A 19,038-nucleotide genomic window follows, 5' to 3' on the forward strand; every position below is an offset into this window, starting at 1 on the left:
AGAAATTTGGAAACTTTGCTTAAAAATTATAACATTAGTACAAATTACTCGGCGATTTTCGATCAGGGGTAATCAAGGCGGTAACTCTATTTTTTCGATTCGAAACAAGAGCAAGCCGAAACCTGAACTGATCGAACAGCCGAAGCAAGGCAGATTTTTCCCATCGATACTCAGCAAAAAAACTTGAAGACAAGCTTACAGACGTATCAGCCAATCAGCTACCCGAGGATGATTTCGTGGAGGGATACTTGTTGGCAGGCGAGTCCGAAAAGGAATCTGGAACTAAGGGCCTTCTTGCTAAGTGATAAAAAATATTTCACCATAAAATATGGAGATCAGTGAAGCAAATAAGGCAGCTATTAGCCAAAAAATGGGGGTAATGAACGATTTGGTGGTCAGTGTGAAAAGACCCATTAACCAACAATATGAGAATGAAATTTTTGCTGCATAAAGACATCAGAGAAATAGCCACCGGACAAATGACTATTTCGGCTATTTTAAAACTGTCTTTACCAACACAGAAACTGATTAAAAATTAGTAGAACAAGACAAGAATAATGGCAATCAAAAAATCTGAATTATACAGTTCCCTTTGGGCAAGTTGTGATGAGCTGAGAGGCGGAATGGACCCAAGTCAATACAAGGATTATATTCTTGTATTGTTGTTTGTAAAATATGTGAGTGACAAATATGCCAATGACCCTGATGCGATTATTGAAATACCTCAAGGTGGAAGTTTCAAGGATATGCAAGCCTTAAAAGGCAACAAGGATATTGGCAACCAAATCAACATTATCATAGGTGAATTGGCGAAGGCCAACGACCTGAAAGGCGTGATAGATGTAGCCGATTTTGCAGACGATGATAAATTGGGCAAGGGTAAAGAAATGGTGGACAAACTCACCAACCTGATTGCCATTTTTGAAAATCCTGCACTTGATTTTTCTAAAAACCGCGCAGGTGGCGATGATATTCTGGGCGATGCCTTTGAATATTTGATGAAAAACTTTGCTACCGAAAGCGGCAAGAGTAAAGGTCAATTCTATACGCCAAGTGAAGTAAGCCGGGTAATGGCTAAAGTGCTGAGTATTCACGATGCTACCAACAAAACCACCTTTTATGACCCGACATGCGGCTCCGGATCTTTGCTCTTGAAAGCATTGGACGAGGCTGATGGCAAAGGCACTATATACGGACAGGAGAAAGATGTGGCAACGGCTGCACTTGCCCGGATGAACATGATATTGCATGGACAGGAAGCGATTGAAATCCACCGCGGACAAAGCACCCTTTCCGATCCCTTTTTTAAAGACAGCAACGGCTATCTCAAAACTTTCGACTTTGTGGTGGCCAATCCTCCTTTCTCATCCGTAAACTGGGCTTCTGGTTTTAATCCCCAAGACGACCTATATGGCCGCTTTGAAAAGGATGAAATTGAAAGTGCCAAAACCGGTAAAGCATCTTATAAAACACCACCAGACAAAAACGGTGATTATGCATTTCTACTCCACATTCTCAAATCATTAAAAAGCACAGGCAAAGGGGCTTGTATATTGCCGCATGGTGTGTTGTTCAGAGGCAATGCCGAGGCTGAAATCCGCAAGAGCCTGATTTTGCGTGGTTATATCAAAGGGATTATCGGCTTACCCGCTAACTTGTTTTATGGTACGGGCATCCCTGCTTGTATCATAGTTTTAGACAAAGAGGGAGCTAGTGAGCGCAAACATATCTTTTTGGTGGATGCAAGCAAGGGCTTCATCAAAGACGGTAACAAAAACCGCCTGCGTGAACAGGACATTCACAAGATTGTGGATGTTTTTAATAAACAGATTGAATTGCCCAAGTTTAGCAGACTGGTACCTGTGGATGAAATCAGTGACCCAAAAAATGATTTCAACCTGAATATTCCCCGATACATAGACAGCCAGGAATCGGAAGACATCCAAGATATTGAAGCGCATTTATTGGGCGATATTCCCAATGCGGATATTGATGCTTTGGAAGAATATTGGAACGTTTATCCCAACCTACGCAAACAACTCTTTAAAGATGGCCGCCAAAACTATTCGCAACTTACGGTCGAACCGGCACAGGTAAAAAGCGAGATCTTTCAGCACCCCGAATTTGTGGCATTTAGCCAAGAAATGGATGCTTTGTTTGAAGGCTGGAAAACCAAGAATACCCAATTTTTAAAAACTTTAACCCCCATGGCTAGTGGAGGGCAAAAACCAAAGCAAACCATATATCGGATTTCCGAAGATGTGCTGGCGACCTACACTGGCAAAGCCCTGATGGACAAATACGATGTGTATCAGCATTTGATGAATTATTGGAATGAAGTCATGCAGGACGATTGCTATCTGATAGCGGTGGATGGGTGGAAAGCAGAACTGAGCATCATCAAACAAACCAAATCGGCTACGGTGTGGGATTGCGATTTGGCACCAAAAACCTTGGTGATAGACCGCTACTTCCAAGCTGAAAAAAAGGCAATTGAAAAATTGGAAGCCGACAAAGAAACCATTGCTACCCAACTGACTGAATTAGAGGAGGAGCATTCAACGGAGGATGGATACTTTGCGGATCTGGATAAAGTGAACAAAGCCAATGTGCAAAAGAGATTAAAGGAACTCTTGGCAAATAAGCCAAAATCCAAAAAACCTACTTATCTGATCGCAGCTGAACCGGAAGCTTCCTATGGCGAACAGGCAATTCTAGAACAGTACCTAGAGCTGGTAGAAACCCAAGCCGAAATCAACAAAAAAATAAAAGAGGCTATCATCGACTTGGATATAAAAGTGATAGAACGCTACAAAACACTCACCGAAACCGAGATCAAACAACTTGTGGTGGATGATAAATGGATGGCAAGCATAGAACGAAGTGTAAAGACCGAAATGGAACGCATCAGCCAACGCCTAACCCAACGCATCAAAGAACTGGCAGAGCGATACGAAACACCGCTACCTAAGCAAACCACCGATGTAGCCAAACTGGAAGAAAAAGTAAACGCTCACCTTGAAAAAATGGGATTTGTATGGGGTTAAATAAATTTCAAAATCAGTTATTCGATGATATAGCTCGACTTATTGAAGAAGCAAGAACTTTTGTTGCAAACACAAGTAATACAACTATTACGCTTTTGTATTGGAAAATTGGCAATCGTATCAATAACGATTTTCTTGATAACCAACGAGCAGAATACGGAAAACAGATTGTGTCGCAACTGGCGACAAAATTGCAGGCGCAATATGGAAAACGTGGATTTCAGGAAAGAAACATCAGAAGAATGATGCAGTTTGCCGAATTATTTCCTGATTTTCAGATTGTGTCGCAGGCTGCGACCAAATTGAGCTGGTCGCATTTCATAGAGCTTTTATCACTGAAAGAGGAAATTAAAAGGGATTTTTACCTTACAATGGCGCTGAACGAAGCCTGGGGCAGAGATACGCTAAGAGGTAGAATAGATGGAATGTTGTATGAGCGTACAATCATAAGTGGCAAGCCAGACGAGGTCATCAAAACAGAACTTGCCAATATGCAACAAGGTGAAAACCTTTCACCTGATTTGATATTCAAAAGTCCTTACTTTTTAGACTTCACGGGTTTAAAAGGAATGTACAGCGAGAAAAATCTCGAAGACAGCCTGATTGTTTCGATTGAGCAGTTTATTATGGAGCTAGGTGTGGGTTTTACCTTTGTAGAACGCCAAAAACGAATGATTATAGACGGAGAAGATTTTTATCTAGACCTGCTTTTTTACCACCGCAAATTGAAACGGCTCATTGCCATTGAACTAAAATTGGGCAAATTTAAAGCTGCCTACAAAGGACAAATGGAACTCTACCTGCGTTGGCTCGATAAATTCGAAAAACAAGCAAGCGAAGAAACACCACTTGGTCTAATCCTTTGTGCCGAAGGCGGACACGAACAAATAGAATTATTACAACTCGAAAACGCGGGCATAAAAGTAGCTGAATACCTGACCGAGCTACCCGACCGCCAATTGCTTAAAGATAAACTCCATAAAGAACTGGAACTCAAAAGGCAATTGTTTGACAATAGAATGGAGGGCGAAAATGAGTAATACGGCATACAAACAAACCGAAGTAGGGTTAATTCCAAGTGATTGGGAGGTGAAGGAGTTTGGAGAAATTTGTTGTCCTTCAAAAGCAAGAATAAATCCTGTTACTTCTAGTGAAATCTATAAGTGTATTGAGTTAGAACATTTGTCACAAGGTTCTGGGATATTGCTTGGCTTTGCCAATTCACAGGATTTAAAAAGTCAAAAATCAATTTTTGAAAAAGGTGATGTTCTTTTTGGTAAACTAAGACCCTATCTTAGAAAATATTTGCTTGCTGATTTTGATGGTGTTTGTACAACTGAAATTTGGGTTTTGAAATCAGAAAAGGAAACTTCAAATAAATTTCTTTATCAATTAGTTCAAAGCGATAAAATCATTGAAGCTGCAAATTTATCAACTGGCACCAAAATGCCAAGAGCAGAATGGAAGACTGTTTCAGAAACTAAAATTCCTATTCCCACCAAAGCCGAACAAACCGCTATAGCCACCGCCCTATCCGATGCCGATGCCTTGATTACTGGTTTAGAAAAACTCATTGCCAAAAAACGCAACATCAAGCAAGGGGCAATGCAAAAACTGCTGCAACCTACAGCCGGTTGGGAAGTGAAGAAGTTGGGGGAGATTTGTGAAAATATTGGTTCTGGAAAATCTAATACACAATCAAAAGAGGGGAAATACCCTACTTTTGGTTCAACTGGAATTATTGGTTGGTGTAACACTTTTGACTATTCTGGACATAGGATTTTAGTTGCGAGAGTTGGGGCAAATGCTGGAACTGTAAATATTGTTAATGGAAACTATTGCGTTTCTGATAATACAATAATGATTTCCTTAAAACCTAAAATTGACTTAAATTTCATTTTTAGTTTTTTAATTCTTTTCCAACTTAATAAACTTGTATTTGGTTCTGGTCAACCACTTATTACAGGCGGACAATTAAGAAACATTGAAATCCCCATCCCAAAGTCTATAGAAGAACAAACCCATATCGCCACCATTCTTTCGGATATGGATGTCGAGATCAATGCCTTAGAAACCAAATTGGAGAAATACAAAAAGGTAAAATTGGGGATGATGCAGAATTTATTAACGGGGAGGATAAGGTTGGTGTAATATGGCAATATTTCAAAACAAATACCGCAACGAATCCGCAAGGGCACAATGGTGGGATTATGCCAATGATGGCATTTATTTTATTACCATCTGCACCGCTGGCCGTGAATGGTTATTCGGTGAAATTTCGAACAATGAAATGCATTTGTCGCCCATTGGCGAAATGGTGTATCAGGAATGGAATATTTCATTTGATATGCGTGCCGAATTGTTTTGCGACACATTTGTAATAATGCCAAACCATATACACGCCATAATGCGAATTGATAATGGCATTGTAGGGACGCACGGTATTGTAGGGACGCACGGTATTGTAGTAGGGACGCACGGCCGTGCGTCCCTACGTCCAACGCCACCACCCACCAATACCGGTGTTGCCTATCGTTCATCAAAATCAATTTCATCATTTGTTGCGGGGTTTAAATCGGCCGCCACAAAACGGATAAATGAATACCGCAATTCTCCAAAAATGTCTGTTTGGCAAACGCGTTTTCACGACCACATTATTCGCAATGATGCGGAATACCAACGAATTTATAATTATATCGAAACCAATATTGAAAATTGGGGAAAAGATAAATTTTTTAACAACGAAGAACTATGAGCAAAGTAGGACAGATAGAGCGTGCCACTCAAAACCGTATCGTAAAGCTTTTTCAGGAAGTTTTACAGTATCGGTATTTGGGCAATTGGGAAAAAGAAGAAGAAAACAGCAATGTGGATGAAGCTTTGTTGACCGCCTTCTTAACCAAGCAAGGGCACAGTCTGTCACTTATCAACAAAGTTCTTTTTGAGTTAAAAAAAACCGTTACCATCAACACAAGCGATGACCTGTACCAAGCCAACAAAAATGTCTATGCAGCTTTACGGTATGGCATCAATGTAAAGGAAGAAACGGGACAAAATAAACAGACTCTCTACCTGATAGATTGGAAAAACCCAGAGGAAAATGACTTTGCTATTGCAGAAGAAGTAACCATCAGAGGACAACACAGTAAGAGACCCGATATTGTAATTTACCTCAATGGAATAGCCATTGGAGTATTGGAACTGAAACGGAGCACAGTTTCAGTTTCCGAAGGCATCCGCCAAAACAACGACAACCAAAAACACCTGTTTATCAAACCTTTTTACACCACTATTCAATTGGTAATGGCAGGGCAGGATGTGGAAGGATTGCGTTATGCAGCCATTGATACTTCCGAAAAGTATTATTTGAAATGGAAAGAAGTCAGTGAAGAGTTTAACCGGAATGACACCTATCTTTTGGAACTTACCAGACCCATCAGAGAGCAATCCGACAAAGCAGATAATCTGCTCGATAAGCATGTGATTGAAATGTTGGGAAAAGAACGATTGCTCGAAATCCTTCATGACTTTGTGGTCTATGACCGAGGTCAAAAGAAATTTTGCAGGCCCAACCAATACTTTGGGATAAAAGCTGCCCAGGAATATATAAGGCAAAAAGAAGGGGGGATCATTTGGCATACCCAGGGAAGTGGTAAAAGCCTGACAATGGTATGGCTGACCAAATGGATAAGAGAATACAATCCCAATGCACGGGTGCTTATCATCACTGACCGAGATGAGTTGGACAAACAAATCGAAAAGGTTTTTAAAGGTGTTGGAGAAGATATTTTTAGATGTGTACCAAAAGATGGAAAAAGCGGTGGCGCAGTATTAATCGAAAAACTGAACGACACCAAACCTTGGCTGCTGTGTTCACTCATCCACAAATTTGGAAACAAGGAAGAAGGTGCTGATAAAACAAAAGACTATGACAGCTATTTGCAAGAATTGAAAAACAGCCTGCCAAAGGATTTTAAGCCCAAGGGAGATTTTTATGTGTTCGTAGATGAATGTCACCGATCCCAAAGCGGTGATTTGAATAAAGCTATGCGGGAATTGTTGGGAGAAAAGGCGCTATTTATTGGCTTTACAGGGACTCCCATCATGCAAGCTGATAAAAAGCAAAGTATAACCATTTTTGGTAAATACATCCATACCTACAAATTTGACGAGGCTGTAAAAGATGGTGTCGTATTGGATTTACGGTATGAAGCCAGAGACATCGAGCAAAAAATCACTTCTTTGGACAAAATAGACCTTTGGTTCGATAGTAAAACCAAAGGCTTAACAGATTTTGCCAAAACCGAACTCAAACAGAAATGGGGCACGATGAAAAAAGTGTTCAGTTCAGTTGGACGGTTACAAAAAATAGTCGCTGATATTTTATTGGATATGGAAACCCGTGAGCGTCTGCAAAACGGCAGGGGTAATGCAATATTGGTATCGGACAGCATCTATAATGCCTGTCGTTTCTATCAGTTGTTTCAGGATTCAGGATTTACACGTTGTGCTATTGTGACGTCATTTGCTCCAGCTTACAGTGACATCAAAGGTGAAGGAGAGGGGTACACTGAAAAGTTGATGCAATATGATATTTATCAAAAAATGCTCAATGGCAAAACCACCGAGGACTTTGAAGACGAGGTCAAGAAACGGTTTATTGACGAACCTGCACAAATGAAGTTGCTGATTGTTGTGGACAAGCTTCTTACAGGTTTTGATGCACCAAGTGCCACATTTCTCTACATTGACAAGAGTATGCGGGACCACGGTTTGTTTCAGGCCATTTGCCGGGTAAACAGATTGGATGGGGAAGATAAAGATTACGGTTACATCATTGATTACAAGGATTTGTTTGGCAGTTTGGAAAGTGCCTACAAAGATTTTACCTCCCTGGCTTTTGAAGATTACGACAAAAAAGATGTAGAAGGCTTGTTGAGCGACCGATTAACCAAAGGCAAAGAACGCCTTGATGATGCGTTGGAAACTATCAAAGCCTTGTGCGAACCAGTGGTTCCTCCAAAAGGAACAAAGGAATATATTGCTTATTTCTGTGGCAATCCCCAACTGAAAGAGGATTTAAAAGATACCGAGCCAAAAAGGGTTGCTTTATACAAGGCCGTGATTTCACTAATTCGTGCTTATGCCAATATAGCGGATGAAATGGAAGAAGCAGGCTACAAACCAACCGAAATTGAAACCATTAAAAACGATTTAAAGCATTTTGAATCTGTTCGTAAGGAGATTCAATTAGCCAGTGGCGATTGGGTGGATTTGAAGCAATACGAACCTGCAATGCGGCATTTAATTGATAACTACATTGCGGCAGAGGAAAGCGAAAAAGTATCTGCTTTTGATGATTTCAGTTTGGTTGAATTACTGGTAAAGGAGGGCAAAGATGCCTTAGATAAATTGCCAGCCGGCATCAAAAAGAACAAAGAAGCAATGGCGGAAACCATTGAAAACAACCTTCGGAAAGTTATCATTGAAGAAAGCCCGACCAATCCTATCTACTATGAAAAAATGAGTGCGCTGCTTGACGAACTCATCAAATTAAGAAAAGAGGAAGCAGGGGAATATGAAAAATATCTGAAAGAAATACTGGAGCTTGCAGTCAAAATCAAGAAGCCTGAAACAAGCAACGAATATCCTTCTACCATCAACACCCAAGGAAAACGGGCATTGTATGACAATTTGGATAAAGATGAACCATTGACTCTTGTGATGGACAGTGCAGTCATCTATGGCAAACACGATGATTGGGAAGGTACACTTTCAAAAGAAAAACACCTAAAGAACAAAGTTGTAAAGCCGGTTTTGGAAGAGTACAATAAAGTTGAAAAATTAGATCCGATTTTTGAGGTAATCAAACAGCAAAAAGATTACAAGTAGGCAATGGAAGAAGTCAAAGTTTTACAAATCAATTCAAACCTTTCCATTGATGTTGTTAGAAAGGACATCAAGAATATGCATTTGGCTGTGTATCCGCCGACGGGCAGGGTCCGTATTGCCGCACCATTACGGGTGAATGATGAAGCCGTTAGACTATTTGCGATTTCCAAAATTAGTTGGATAAGAAAGAACCAACGAAGCTTTGAATCCCAAGACCGCCAAGTACCAAGACAATTCAAAGAACGTGAAAGCCATTACTTTCAGGGGAAAAGGTATTTGCTGAGAATAATAGAACAGGAAGCACCGCCCAAGGTGGTGTTTAAAACCAAAACCTATATCGACCTGTACGTAAGACCAAACAGCTCCATCGAGCAACGACAAATCATTATCAATCAATGGTATCGTGCTGAATTAAAAAAACTTATTCCACCCATTATTGACAAATGGGAAAAGAAAATGGGCGTTACCGTCGACGACTGGCAAGTAAAGCAAATGAAAACCAAATGGGGGACCTGCAATATTGAGAAAAAGCGAATTTGGATAAACTTAGAATTGGCTAAGAAACCAATTCTTTGTGTGGAATACATTGTGGTTCATGAAATGATCCATCTTTTAGAAAGGAAGCACAATGATCGTTTTTTGTCCTTAATGGAAAAATTTATGCCACAATGGAAATTTTACAAAGAAGAATTAAACCGTTTGCCGGTTAGTCATGGGGAATGGTCATACTAAAATTATGCAAAACATTTTTGGGTAGCCATTACCCTAGCCGCAAGGAATCCACCCGCCCCGCAGGGTTTCCAATGACGAAATTGAAAAGAACGGCTACAACCTGAACATTGCAAGATATGTAAGTACATTAAATGGCGAAGTACCAAAAGACTTAACGGACTTAAAAAAAACTGACTTCAATAAATGACAGTATTAAAGAAAATACGGACAAACACAATGAATACTTGAAGGAGTTGGTGTTGAATCCGATTTAAAATACCAAGTCTATTTGAAAGCATCCGGAATGCTTTCGGAACCAAAGTCGCAAAAGCCTACATTCAAACCAAAGCTTTGTCAAAGAGCTTGCAAAACCACCGTAAAGACAGAAATGACAATGAAAAACAAGACGAAATAGGTATACCGAATTTACTACTTTCATTTCCGACGAAGCACCGCCTGTCCTATCTTAACGGGAAAATACCTGCCTGCGTAAAGCAGTAAACCGTAACATCCTATACAAGCCAGCACCTAGTCGCACACAAGAAATAACATAAATAACATGCTTGGGATCCTAAAAAATACCACAATCACCAAAGGATTTGTTCTGGCTGGATTATTCAATATGACAGTATTGGTTTTTTCAAGATTCTTTACCAATCCTGTTATTCCTGAATCTGACCCGGTGGTGATGTCAAATTTCGGATTGGTAATGATTGTGGTTTGGGGGCTGGCCTATATTTCTGTTTCAAAAAATTATCCTGCTGTAAAATGGCTGGTGGCCGTCTTTGCAGTTGAGAAATTAATCTATGGTATCGTCTGGACTAAATGGAACCTTAACCACGAGCTCTCGGCAGTCTACGCCAAAGACACCATGGCCGGAATTTTCTATACCATCTATGGCCTCAATGACTGGATATTTTTTATCTTTTTCTCCTATGTGTTTTTACGGCTGATGCTGTATAAGAACTCCCAAAAGCTGCGCAGAATAGCACGGACTGAAACCCGGCCGTCCGGCGATATTCCAACCCAAAGAGCTGCAATCGAAACACTGAATAGCCAAACTGAAAATATCCGAATTGATTCAACATAGAAAAGATGGAAAAATTCAAAATCCAAACAGCTATGGGAATGACCTAAATCCACCGAAAGATAAAAAGAGATAAATCATGCCTCTCAAACTCCAATACGCTTCAGACCTTCACTTAGAATTTCCTGCAAACAAGGAATACCTAAAACTGTACCCTTTGCAGCCCGTAGGCGATGTATTGGTATTGGCGGGAGATATTTTGCCCTTTGCGATATTGGATAAACACCAGGATTTTTTCAGTTACGTGGCAGATAGTTTTGAAACTACCTATTGGCTTCCTGGCAATCATGAATATTACCGTTTTGATCTAGCTGAAAAAAACAGTGTGTTGAATGAGCAAATCCGCAGCAATGTGTTTTTGGTAAACAATACTTCGGCGATTTATAAAAATACGAGACTGATTTTCTCTACCCTGTGGAGTAAAATCAGTCCGGAGAATCAATGGCTGATAGAAAGAAACTTGAATGATTTTCATCAAATTAAGTACAAGGGATTTCGCTTTTCGGGTGAACATTACAATCAATTGCATGAGGAAAGTTTGGCATTTATTCAAAATGAGTTGAAAACTGTACAAGAGGGAAAATTAGCAGTAATCACACATCATTGCCCCACTTTTCTCAACTATCCTGAGCAATACAAGGGAGATGTCCTGAATGAAGCCTTTGCAGTAGAGTTATATGATTTGATTGAAAATTCAGAAATCGTGTTTTGGGTTTATGGCCATCATCACAGTAATGTGCCGGAGTTCAATATTGGAAAGACCAAGATGTTGACCAATCAATTAGGATATGTGCAGCAAGGAGAGCAAGGGCGATTTGAACCCAATAAATGGATAGAGATATGAATAAGACCTTTAACTTCTACTGCGATGAAAGCTGTCATTTAGAGAATGACGGTCAGCCCTATATGCTGATCGGATATATCAGCTGTGCCTACAATCAGGTGAAAATGCATTCTCAAAGTATCCGACAGCTTAAAGAAGATCATGGGGTGTTTTCAGAAGTGAAGTGGAGCAAACTTTCCAAATCTGCCTATCCTCTTTACAATGATTTGGTTGACTACTTTTTTGCAACCGATCTCCAATACAGAGCTATTGTGATCGACAAGAGTAAGCTCCGTCATGCAGATTTCTCCCAAGATCATGACGACTTTTATTACAAAATGTATTTCCAGCTTCTGAGCAAAAAATTGGTGCCGGAGTATTGCCATAATATCTATCTGGACATCAAGGATACCCGTAGTGCTAAAAAGGTAAATGGTCTCAGATCCTTTCTTTCCTCAAATTTGATCCAGGTCAGGAACCTACAGAATATCCGCTCTCACGAGAGTGAACTGATGCAGCTGGCGGATATTATTACCGGAGCGTTGTCTTATCACCTACGGGGATTAGAGCGGGTAATTGCCAAAAACAAAATAATCGAAAAAATTCAGCAGCATAGCAAGCATCCCCTGACTCATTCTACAACTAAGGATCAGAAAAAATTCAATCTCTTTTTTATTGATTTGAAGTGATATGATGCCAACCAATCTACTTAAGAACTATCCGGATTTGCTGGAAATCATGCATTTGTCTGAAAGAGAAAGAACCATCTCGCTTCGATCAATTTTCCGAAGGGATGTGGAGGAAAATCCAGGCTTGAATTTCAGGACTAAGATCATTCGCCCTATTAAAGGTGAGGAACCTGCCATGGATTTACTTTTCAAGCATTTGACGACGGAAGAAATACAGGAGATGGACGAGAATGGAAAGGAATACCCGAAAAGGATTTTTGAGAAGGACCGATCTCAACGCTTACATTGGGTAAGGTTTCATTTAGAAGAATCAAAAAAAGAAGGAGTTGAAATATTCAGCGTTGAAGAAAGGGATCAGAAAAAAAGGGTAGACATCATTCGGACATACATTTTCGATGTTGATCAGAATTATGTCATTGTACTTGATCCGCAGCGTAGTCTTAGGGATTACTATTTGGTAACTGCCTACTATCTGAACAAGGATTATGGAGCGAAAAAGATCAAGAAGCTCTTGAAGAAAAAGCTTCCCATCCTCCATTAAAACCGCAGGGCTCGATACATATCTTGATGTACCGAGCCCCGAAACTCCTTTTTCCAATGGTAAAATGAGCAGGACAAAAGTATCAGAATCAATTGATTTAAACAATTTATTTAAAAATAATTAACACCTGTGTTTTGAGAACCTGTTAGAGGACGCGTTAGAGTTTTGGTTAGAGAACGCAAGAGTTTAGAAAGATGTGAAACAGGAGATTGAGGTGTAAGGCGTTGATGAATCGGATGAATTAAATTTAGAAGAAGAGTTAGAAGAAGCTCTTCTCCATCATGATCAAAAAGCTGTAGAAGAATCGATTCTCCATATTGAGCGATAAATTCTCTATAACAGGCTTCTATCAGTTAGAGATGCGCCAGGCAGATGAATTGTCAAAGAAAATGGAGCTAATATCAGTAAAAGAATTCTCCATAACTGGCGATGAATTCTCCATAATTAATACGAAACAGGCATTAAAGATTAAAAAGGGCCTTTTTGATTAGGAACAATTCTCCATAACACATTCAAAATTCTCGATAAACTTCATAAAATGGTTGAACTAACCGAAGGACCTGTTAGAGATTTTGTTAGAGAACCTGTTAGAGTTTCTGTTAGAAAACACATCAGTTTAGCGTGATGAAATCGAGCTTTTCTGCCACAAGCAGGCCTGCCTGTGGCAGACAGGCATGACCCTGCGGTGTCACACTGAGGAATGATTATCCCTCATGCGAAGATTCCCTGTCCGACTACAGGCGGGCATGTGATCATTGAAAATCAAATTATAAACAGATGAAGCGGTAAAATCATTAACTATGGTATCGTCTGGACTAATTGGATCCTTAACCACGAGCTCTCGGCAGTCTACGCCAAAGACACCATGGCCGGAATTTTCTATACCATCTATGGCCTCAATGACTGGATATTTTTTATCTTTTTCTCCTATGTGTTTTTACGGCTGATGCTGGATAAGAACTCCCAAAAGCTGCGCAGAATAGCACGGACTGAAACCCGGCCGTCCGGTGAAAATGTAAGCGTATTTTGTGCCTACACCCCATCAGCCACCGGAATCTCCCCCCCTGCTAGTGATAATCTAGCCCAAAGGATGCAACTTGGTCCTGCGGAAAATTGATTGCATTGCTTTTGGAAAACTGGACCGTCCTTATCTCATTTCTTATTCTGCTCCTTGGGGTATTTGCCCTGAGAAAACTCTGGCTCGGTGCCTTACTCGCCCTGCTTTTTGTCTTTGTTTCCAAGGCTATTGTCCTGCAAGAACTTGCCTTTGCCCTGCTCCCCTTCGGCTCGGGTTTTGTCATCTCCGTCGAATTGGCCCTGCTGCTCTTTGGGGCTTACTTCTTCTACCATACACTTTACGCCAACGGGCATTTCACAAAATTTATCGAAGTCAACGCCTCCTTCTCCTCCAAGCTTTTTGTCATTCTTATCCTCTGCCTATTTATGGGGAGTTTTATGGAAGGGATAGCCGGATTTGGCATCCCGGCCATGCTGATCGCCCCCCTCCTGCTGAGCTTGGGATTTAAGCCGCTGACGAGTATCGTCTTGCCTTTGGCCGCCAACACGACCGCCGTGACTTTTGGGGCTTTGGGAACGCCCTTTAAGGTTGGTTTGGGAATCTATGAATCTGATTCCACGGTGCTCCATACCCTGATCTTAAACAGCCTGCCGGCATTGGTGCTGCCCTTTCTCTTGGCCTACATCTTTAGCCAAACCGAACAGACTGAAACCAATTGGAAAAAGGACTGGAAAATGCTTACCGGGGCGGGTTTCTCTTTTACCCTTCCCTACTTCCTCACCGGCTTGGTAAGTGTGGAGTATCCGGCGGTACTTGCCGGATTTGTAGGCTTGGTGCTCTTTGTATCGCTCTTTGTGGCCAAAAGCGAACGGCCCAGCGCGTCCTTTTGGCTGGACACCTTTTATCCCTACCTGATTTTGGTCCTGCTCTTGGTCTTGGCCAAGTATTTCCTCTCCGATTATAGCTGGAAATTCAAGGACAGCATCCGTCCCCTGTCCCTGTATCAGCCCGGGTTGATATTTATGCTAAGCAGCTTGGTGTATCTTATCCCCATCCAAAAAAACAGGCTCTGGGTCCAGCTTTTCAGTCAGGGAAAAGATACCCTCCTGAAAACCGGGAAGTCCATGGCCACGATATTCTTGCTCGTTTGCTTTGCGCAGCTGATTCAGGGAGACCTGCTGCAGCTCATCAATACCCACTACATGGGATTGCGGGAGACCACTAAGCTCCTGCTCAATCCACTGATCGGAGTCACGGGTAGCTTTATCAGCGGAAGCGCGACGATGAGCAATCTGCTCCTCGGCAATGCGATACAAGCGGATGTGACGCTCGGGAGAAATCTGCCCCTGCTCCTGGCACTGCTGCACACGGGGAGTGCCATCGGCAATGCGATATCCCTGCAGAATATCATCATGGTGAAGTCGGTGGTGAATCAGCCTCTGATCGGATATGCCAAGCTGATGAAATACAATCTCCTTGTCGTGGGCTTTTATGTGGTGTTGGTGATCGTCTTGGCTCTGCTGATCCGGGGCTGAAGTAGCTGAAATGTGAAAGGGAATGTGGATTCCGGAGAGTGATCGATTGAAAAAAATTATAAATTCCGATTCTGGAAATTATGGATACAGTTGATTTTGAAATATGGATGTTCATCGCCGGATTGGGAATTTTTCTATTCGGAATGTATCACCTAGAGACCGGGCTGAAGGGTCTGGCGGGCAATTCATTCAAGAAATTGCTGCAACGCTTCACCGACAAACGCTGGAAAGGGATTCTGACGGGCTCTTTTGTGACGGCCATTCTGCAAAGCAGTTCCCTGGTCACACTACTGGTGCTGGCGTTTTTAGGAGCGGGCATGATCAGCCTGCAGAATTCACTTGGAGTGGTTTTTGGGGCAAATCTGGGTACCACAGTGACCGCCTGGATCGTAGCCACCGTGGGATTCAAACTGGACATCGCAGATCTTTCGTACCCCTTTTTGGCCATAGGTTCCTTAAGCTACCTCCTGCTGGACAGTCGCCCGGTATTAAAAAACTGGGGCAGTTTTCTGATCGGATTCGGCTTGCTTTTCCTCGGGCTTGATTTTATGAAAACCTCCATCGAGGATGTGGCCGGGCAAGTGGACCTGCGCCTGTATGCAAATGTGGGCTTGTGGATATTTCTTTTGATCGGCCTGATCACCACGGTATTGATCCAGTCGAGTTCGGCCATGATCGTGATCGTCCTGAGCGCACTAAATGCCGAACTGATCAGCATCCACCAATCCGTGGCCATAATCATCGGCGCAAATGTCGGGACAACCTCCACGCTGATCATTGCTTCCTTCAATGGCACCGCGGACAAAAAACGCCTGGCTGCCGCAAATGTGATTTTCAACCTCGTCGCCGGGGCGGTGAGCTTTTTGCTGCTGAGGCAAATGGTTTATTTCACCATTCATTACCTCGGCATCAGGGAACCCCTGCTGGAGTTGGTATTTCTGAATACCCTGATCAACCTGATCGGCATCGTCCTGTTTTTTCCCTTCATCCCCGCTTTTGCGCGATTTATGAACCGTCGGTTTGTTAAATCCGAGCCATCCGGAACCTGTCTTTACATCAAAAATGTGGACCCTGAGGTCTCCGATGTAGCACTTCAGGCATTGGACAATGAAATCTCGAGGGTCTACACCCTGGTTGAGGAATTTATCCTGGACTGCCTGCTCATCGGCAAGAATGGAAACCATCGCTCTTCCGGGATAAAAAATATTTTCAGGATAGAAAAAAACCTGCTGGAAACCTACGCTCAACTTAAGACCATCGAAGATGAAATCACCGACTATTACACTCAGATCCAGCGCTTTAAGCTGACTCAATCCGAAGCCGATCTTACTTCCAATTACCTGATCCGTGTGAGATCGATGATCATAGCCGCCAAAAACATCAAAGATGTCATTCCAAACATCAAAGAAATGGCTGATAGCGAGGACCCTGTGGCGGTTGAAATTCTGGGCAGCCTGCAGAACTTTGCGGTTAAGAACCTGAATAAACTGAGCAGCCAAGCGCCGGAGGGAATGGGCAGGGAAGAAATCTCCCGGCTGCAGCGTGAGTATGAGGATTTCTACATTCTGACGGTTAATTATCTTTATAAAAATATTCCGCCCAAGGCGCAGTTGAGCGTTTCGGTGTCCTCAATCACCAATGCGATCAGAAAGATCGTCTCCACTTTGGAGGAATTAATAACCTCGGTTAATCATCCGGAATCCAGGAATAACAAGGGGACGGAGCCTGCCGCGACAGATGCGGGAACTTTGCCTGCCGAGAGTCCATTTGGACCTTTGCAGGGCCAAGACTGATTTTCTCCCCAGGTCAGTATTGGACCTGACAGCATTGGATACTCCAGTCTTAAGCTTCAGGGGGGCTGCTGAAAATTATACTGGCTTGACCCTAAGGCTCCTACTCCGACTTCGTTTTTCAGCGGACTAATTCCCGGCTTCTGAAGGCTGAATCCCGTTAAGCATAGGGAAGCTCGAAACCATCGCCGACAACAGGGAGGAGCAGGCCTTTCACAGGAGCATCCGCCGAAAAGCTTTGGGAGTAGGTAAAGAAGCAAAACACAAACACATGAACTTTACGATCACAATCACCAACGTTTCAACAGTTGAAGAACTTCCCGGCTATTGGAAGGATCAGGATTACATCAACTTGTTGGAAGCCTTCAATTTTCCAGATGCCAACACGGTAAAGCCGGAAAACCTGAGGGAAATGCTCCATATGGCAATCACCGATTTTGAACCCAATGAAGCTGCGGAGATTGTATTGACCTACAAACTTTCCAAGCGCTTAAACGAAGGGCAAATCGCTCAAATTTCCAATGACATGCTGCTGGACAAGATCTCCGAGGAGTATCCTGAAATCGACCTGCATCATGATTTGTTCAGCATCAACCAATTGCTTTTTAAGGCTTTCAACGGGAAATTCCCAAATGCAAAAGCAACCCTGGCTGACTTCTCTATGGTTTCCAAGGATGGCTTTGCGGGGGAAATCACCAAGGAAATGGTTTTAAAATCCCTGAATAATGGGATCTCGGACAGGAATCTCATCAAAAGATTATTCACCGAGCAGATGACTACCGCCAAGAAATTTGAAGAGGCGGATGGGGTATTGTGGGAATTGAACAAGAAAGATGCGACAAACTTTAATCTGGTAACTTCAGAATACTGGTTGAAAAAGGAGGAGTTTGAACAGCCTGAATTTGAAGGGCATTGCTTGCTGACGGAAGATGAGGAAAGCAGGAATTCCTAAGCAGGCCGCGGTTGAGTGTAGTTTGACGCTTGCCCATTTAGCCCGCGCTGCTGACTTTAGTCTATTTTTATGGGTCAGTGGGAATGATTGCCGAAGAATTTCTCCTTCCCAAGAAACTACCTATGGATCGAACTGAAACAGTCTTTTGCCCGGTGTGTGACAGTGTCGATCATCAGCATTTCACCTCCACCAATGCCCTGATGCATGCGGCCAATGCGGAGCACTATGGATTCCACAAGTGCTCGGCCTGCGAGTCGGTGTTTTTGACCAATGGCATCAGGTAAAATGAATTAGCCGTCTATTATACCCGGGATTACCTACCCTACAAAGGGTCAGCGGCATGAGGCAGATACAGTTCCTATGTGGCAGGAAATCAACGAAAATTGGATCGGAAGCGCGTGCAGGTGGTAGCAGGGATGACCAAGGACAAAAAGGGTTTTTTCAATGGGTTTGCAGTTGATCGTCGTTCAAAAGAAGTAAAAACTTGCCATCCCCGTTTGAGCGATGCTTAGCTGTTTTTGGGAACTGAAGCTCGAAGGCTTCGGCTGTCAATTGCCTTCGGTGCGTGAATTAACACCGCAGCCCTACCCTCCTCGGACAAGAAGTTCGATTCCGGATGAACAGAACCCTTAAACATTCTTTTTAGAGTCGAGTAGGTAAGGGGAATTTCACCCCAAACCTCTCACAGCACCATGCGTGATAGTCTCTCCGCCGCGGCGGACGCTTCCAAAGTCAGGTCCCCTACTTTTTACCAAGAGTTGGTGGTACAAGTTGCCAATGTGCGAATAGATTTGGCTTTCCCCGGTAAACTGTTACCAGCCACCTGATAGCCTTTCTTTTACCCATTCTCCGTTTCTGAGCCATCTTCCATTCTATCAATTTTCTGTTCAGCCAATACCACAATCCTATCGTAGTCCATTTATGGAACTTGCAGTAATAATTGATCCAGCCCT

General features: G+C 42.4%; 16 protein-coding genes and 1 pseudogene. 16 read left to right on the forward strand and 1 reads right to left on the reverse strand.

The window, feature by feature from the left end:
* The first annotated feature begins 328 nt into the window (after positions 1–328).
* The 16 genes from BLQ81_RS22975 (at position 329) to BLQ81_RS22380 (ending at position 18,369) form a co-directional block, all read left to right on the forward strand.
* On the forward strand, positions 329–451 hold the full coding sequence (locus BLQ81_RS22975; protein ID WP_262481063.1) for a hypothetical protein: 123 nt from the start codon (positions 329–331) through the stop codon (positions 449–451).
* 106 nt (positions 452–557) lie between these two features.
* On the forward strand, positions 558–3,047 hold the full coding sequence (locus BLQ81_RS18270; RefSeq protein ID WP_092733290.1) for an N-6 DNA methylase: 2,490 nt from the start codon (positions 558–560) through the stop codon (positions 3,045–3,047).
* Positions 3,038–4,087, forward strand: coding sequence for a PDDEXK nuclease domain-containing protein (locus BLQ81_RS18275; RefSeq protein WP_092733293.1), 1,050 nt, complete (start codon positions 3,038–3,040; stop codon positions 4,085–4,087). The genes BLQ81_RS18270 and BLQ81_RS18275 overlap by 10 nt, the downstream gene beginning before the upstream one ends.
* The gene (locus BLQ81_RS18280) at positions 4,080–5,198 is read left to right on the forward strand and encodes a restriction endonuclease subunit S (protein WP_092733296.1); all 1,119 of its coding nucleotides are present in this window, start codon (positions 4,080–4,082) and stop codon (positions 5,196–5,198) included. The genes BLQ81_RS18275 and BLQ81_RS18280 overlap by 8 nt, the downstream gene beginning before the upstream one ends.
* A 1-nt stretch (position 5,199) precedes the next feature.
* Positions 5,200–5,802: a transposase gene (locus BLQ81_RS18285; protein ID WP_092733299.1), complete on the forward strand. Its 603-nt coding sequence runs from the start codon at positions 5,200–5,202 to the stop codon at positions 5,800–5,802.
* Positions 5,799–8,939, forward strand: coding sequence for a type I restriction endonuclease subunit R (locus BLQ81_RS18290; RefSeq protein ID WP_092733302.1), 3,141 nt, complete (start codon positions 5,799–5,801; stop codon positions 8,937–8,939). The genes BLQ81_RS18285 and BLQ81_RS18290 overlap by 4 nt, the downstream gene beginning before the upstream one ends.
* Before the next feature lie 3 nt (positions 8,940–8,942).
* Complete coding sequence (locus BLQ81_RS18295) at positions 8,943–9,671, forward strand: M48 family metallopeptidase (protein WP_092733305.1); 729 nt, start codon at positions 8,943–8,945, stop codon at positions 9,669–9,671.
* Between the two features lie 538 nt (positions 9,672–10,209).
* Positions 10,210–10,740: a hypothetical protein gene (locus BLQ81_RS18300; RefSeq protein WP_217636684.1), complete on the forward strand. Its 531-nt coding sequence runs from the start codon at positions 10,210–10,212 to the stop codon at positions 10,738–10,740.
* A 76-nt stretch (positions 10,741–10,816) separates the two neighbouring features.
* On the forward strand, positions 10,817–11,581 hold the full coding sequence (locus tag BLQ81_RS18305; RefSeq protein ID WP_092733308.1) for a metallophosphoesterase: 765 nt from the start codon (positions 10,817–10,819) through the stop codon (positions 11,579–11,581).
* Positions 11,578–12,249 carry a DUF3800 domain-containing protein gene (locus tag BLQ81_RS18310; protein ID WP_217636685.1) on the forward strand — a complete coding sequence of 224 codons (672 nt, stop codon included), beginning with the start codon at positions 11,578–11,580 and terminating at the stop codon, positions 12,247–12,249. Before BLQ81_RS18305 ends, BLQ81_RS18310 begins: the two co-directional genes overlap by 4 nt.
* Before the next feature lies 1 nt (position 12,250).
* Positions 12,251–12,790, forward strand: coding sequence for a hypothetical protein (locus BLQ81_RS18315; protein ID WP_092733314.1), 540 nt, complete (start codon positions 12,251–12,253; stop codon positions 12,788–12,790).
* A gap of 865 nt (positions 12,791–13,655) precedes the next feature.
* The gene (locus BLQ81_RS18320) at positions 13,656–13,907 is read left to right on the forward strand and encodes a hypothetical protein (protein ID WP_092733317.1); all 252 of its coding nucleotides are present in this window, start codon (positions 13,656–13,658) and stop codon (positions 13,905–13,907) included.
* 11 nt (positions 13,908–13,918) lie between these two features.
* Entirely contained in the window at positions 13,919–15,343 is a 1,425-nt protein-coding gene (locus tag BLQ81_RS18325; RefSeq protein WP_175454274.1) for an L-lactate permease, read from the forward strand.
* Positions 15,344–15,423: 80 nt separating this feature from the next.
* The gene (locus BLQ81_RS18330; RefSeq protein ID WP_092733322.1) at positions 15,424–17,136 is read left to right on the forward strand and encodes a Na/Pi cotransporter family protein; all 1,713 of its coding nucleotides are present in this window, start codon (positions 15,424–15,426) and stop codon (positions 17,134–17,136) included.
* A 268-nt stretch (positions 17,137–17,404) separates the two neighbouring features.
* Entirely contained in the window at positions 17,405–18,085 is a 681-nt protein-coding gene (locus BLQ81_RS18335; RefSeq protein ID WP_092733325.1) for a hypothetical protein, read from the forward strand.
* A 122-nt stretch (positions 18,086–18,207) separates the two neighbouring features.
* Complete coding sequence (locus BLQ81_RS22380) at positions 18,208–18,369, forward strand: hypothetical protein (RefSeq protein ID WP_175454275.1); 162 nt, start codon at positions 18,208–18,210, stop codon at positions 18,367–18,369.
* A gap of 457 nt (positions 18,370–18,826) precedes the next feature.
* Here BLQ81_RS22380 and BLQ81_RS22525 read toward each other — a convergent pair.
* Positions 18,827–19,038, reverse strand: a pseudogene (locus BLQ81_RS22525) (group II intron reverse transcriptase/maturase); the annotation flags it as partial.

Origin of the sequence: Algoriphagus alkaliphilus, from assembly GCF_900103735.1 — a bacterium.
Lineage (GTDB): Bacteria > Bacteroidota > Bacteroidia > Cytophagales > Cyclobacteriaceae > Algoriphagus > Algoriphagus alkaliphilus.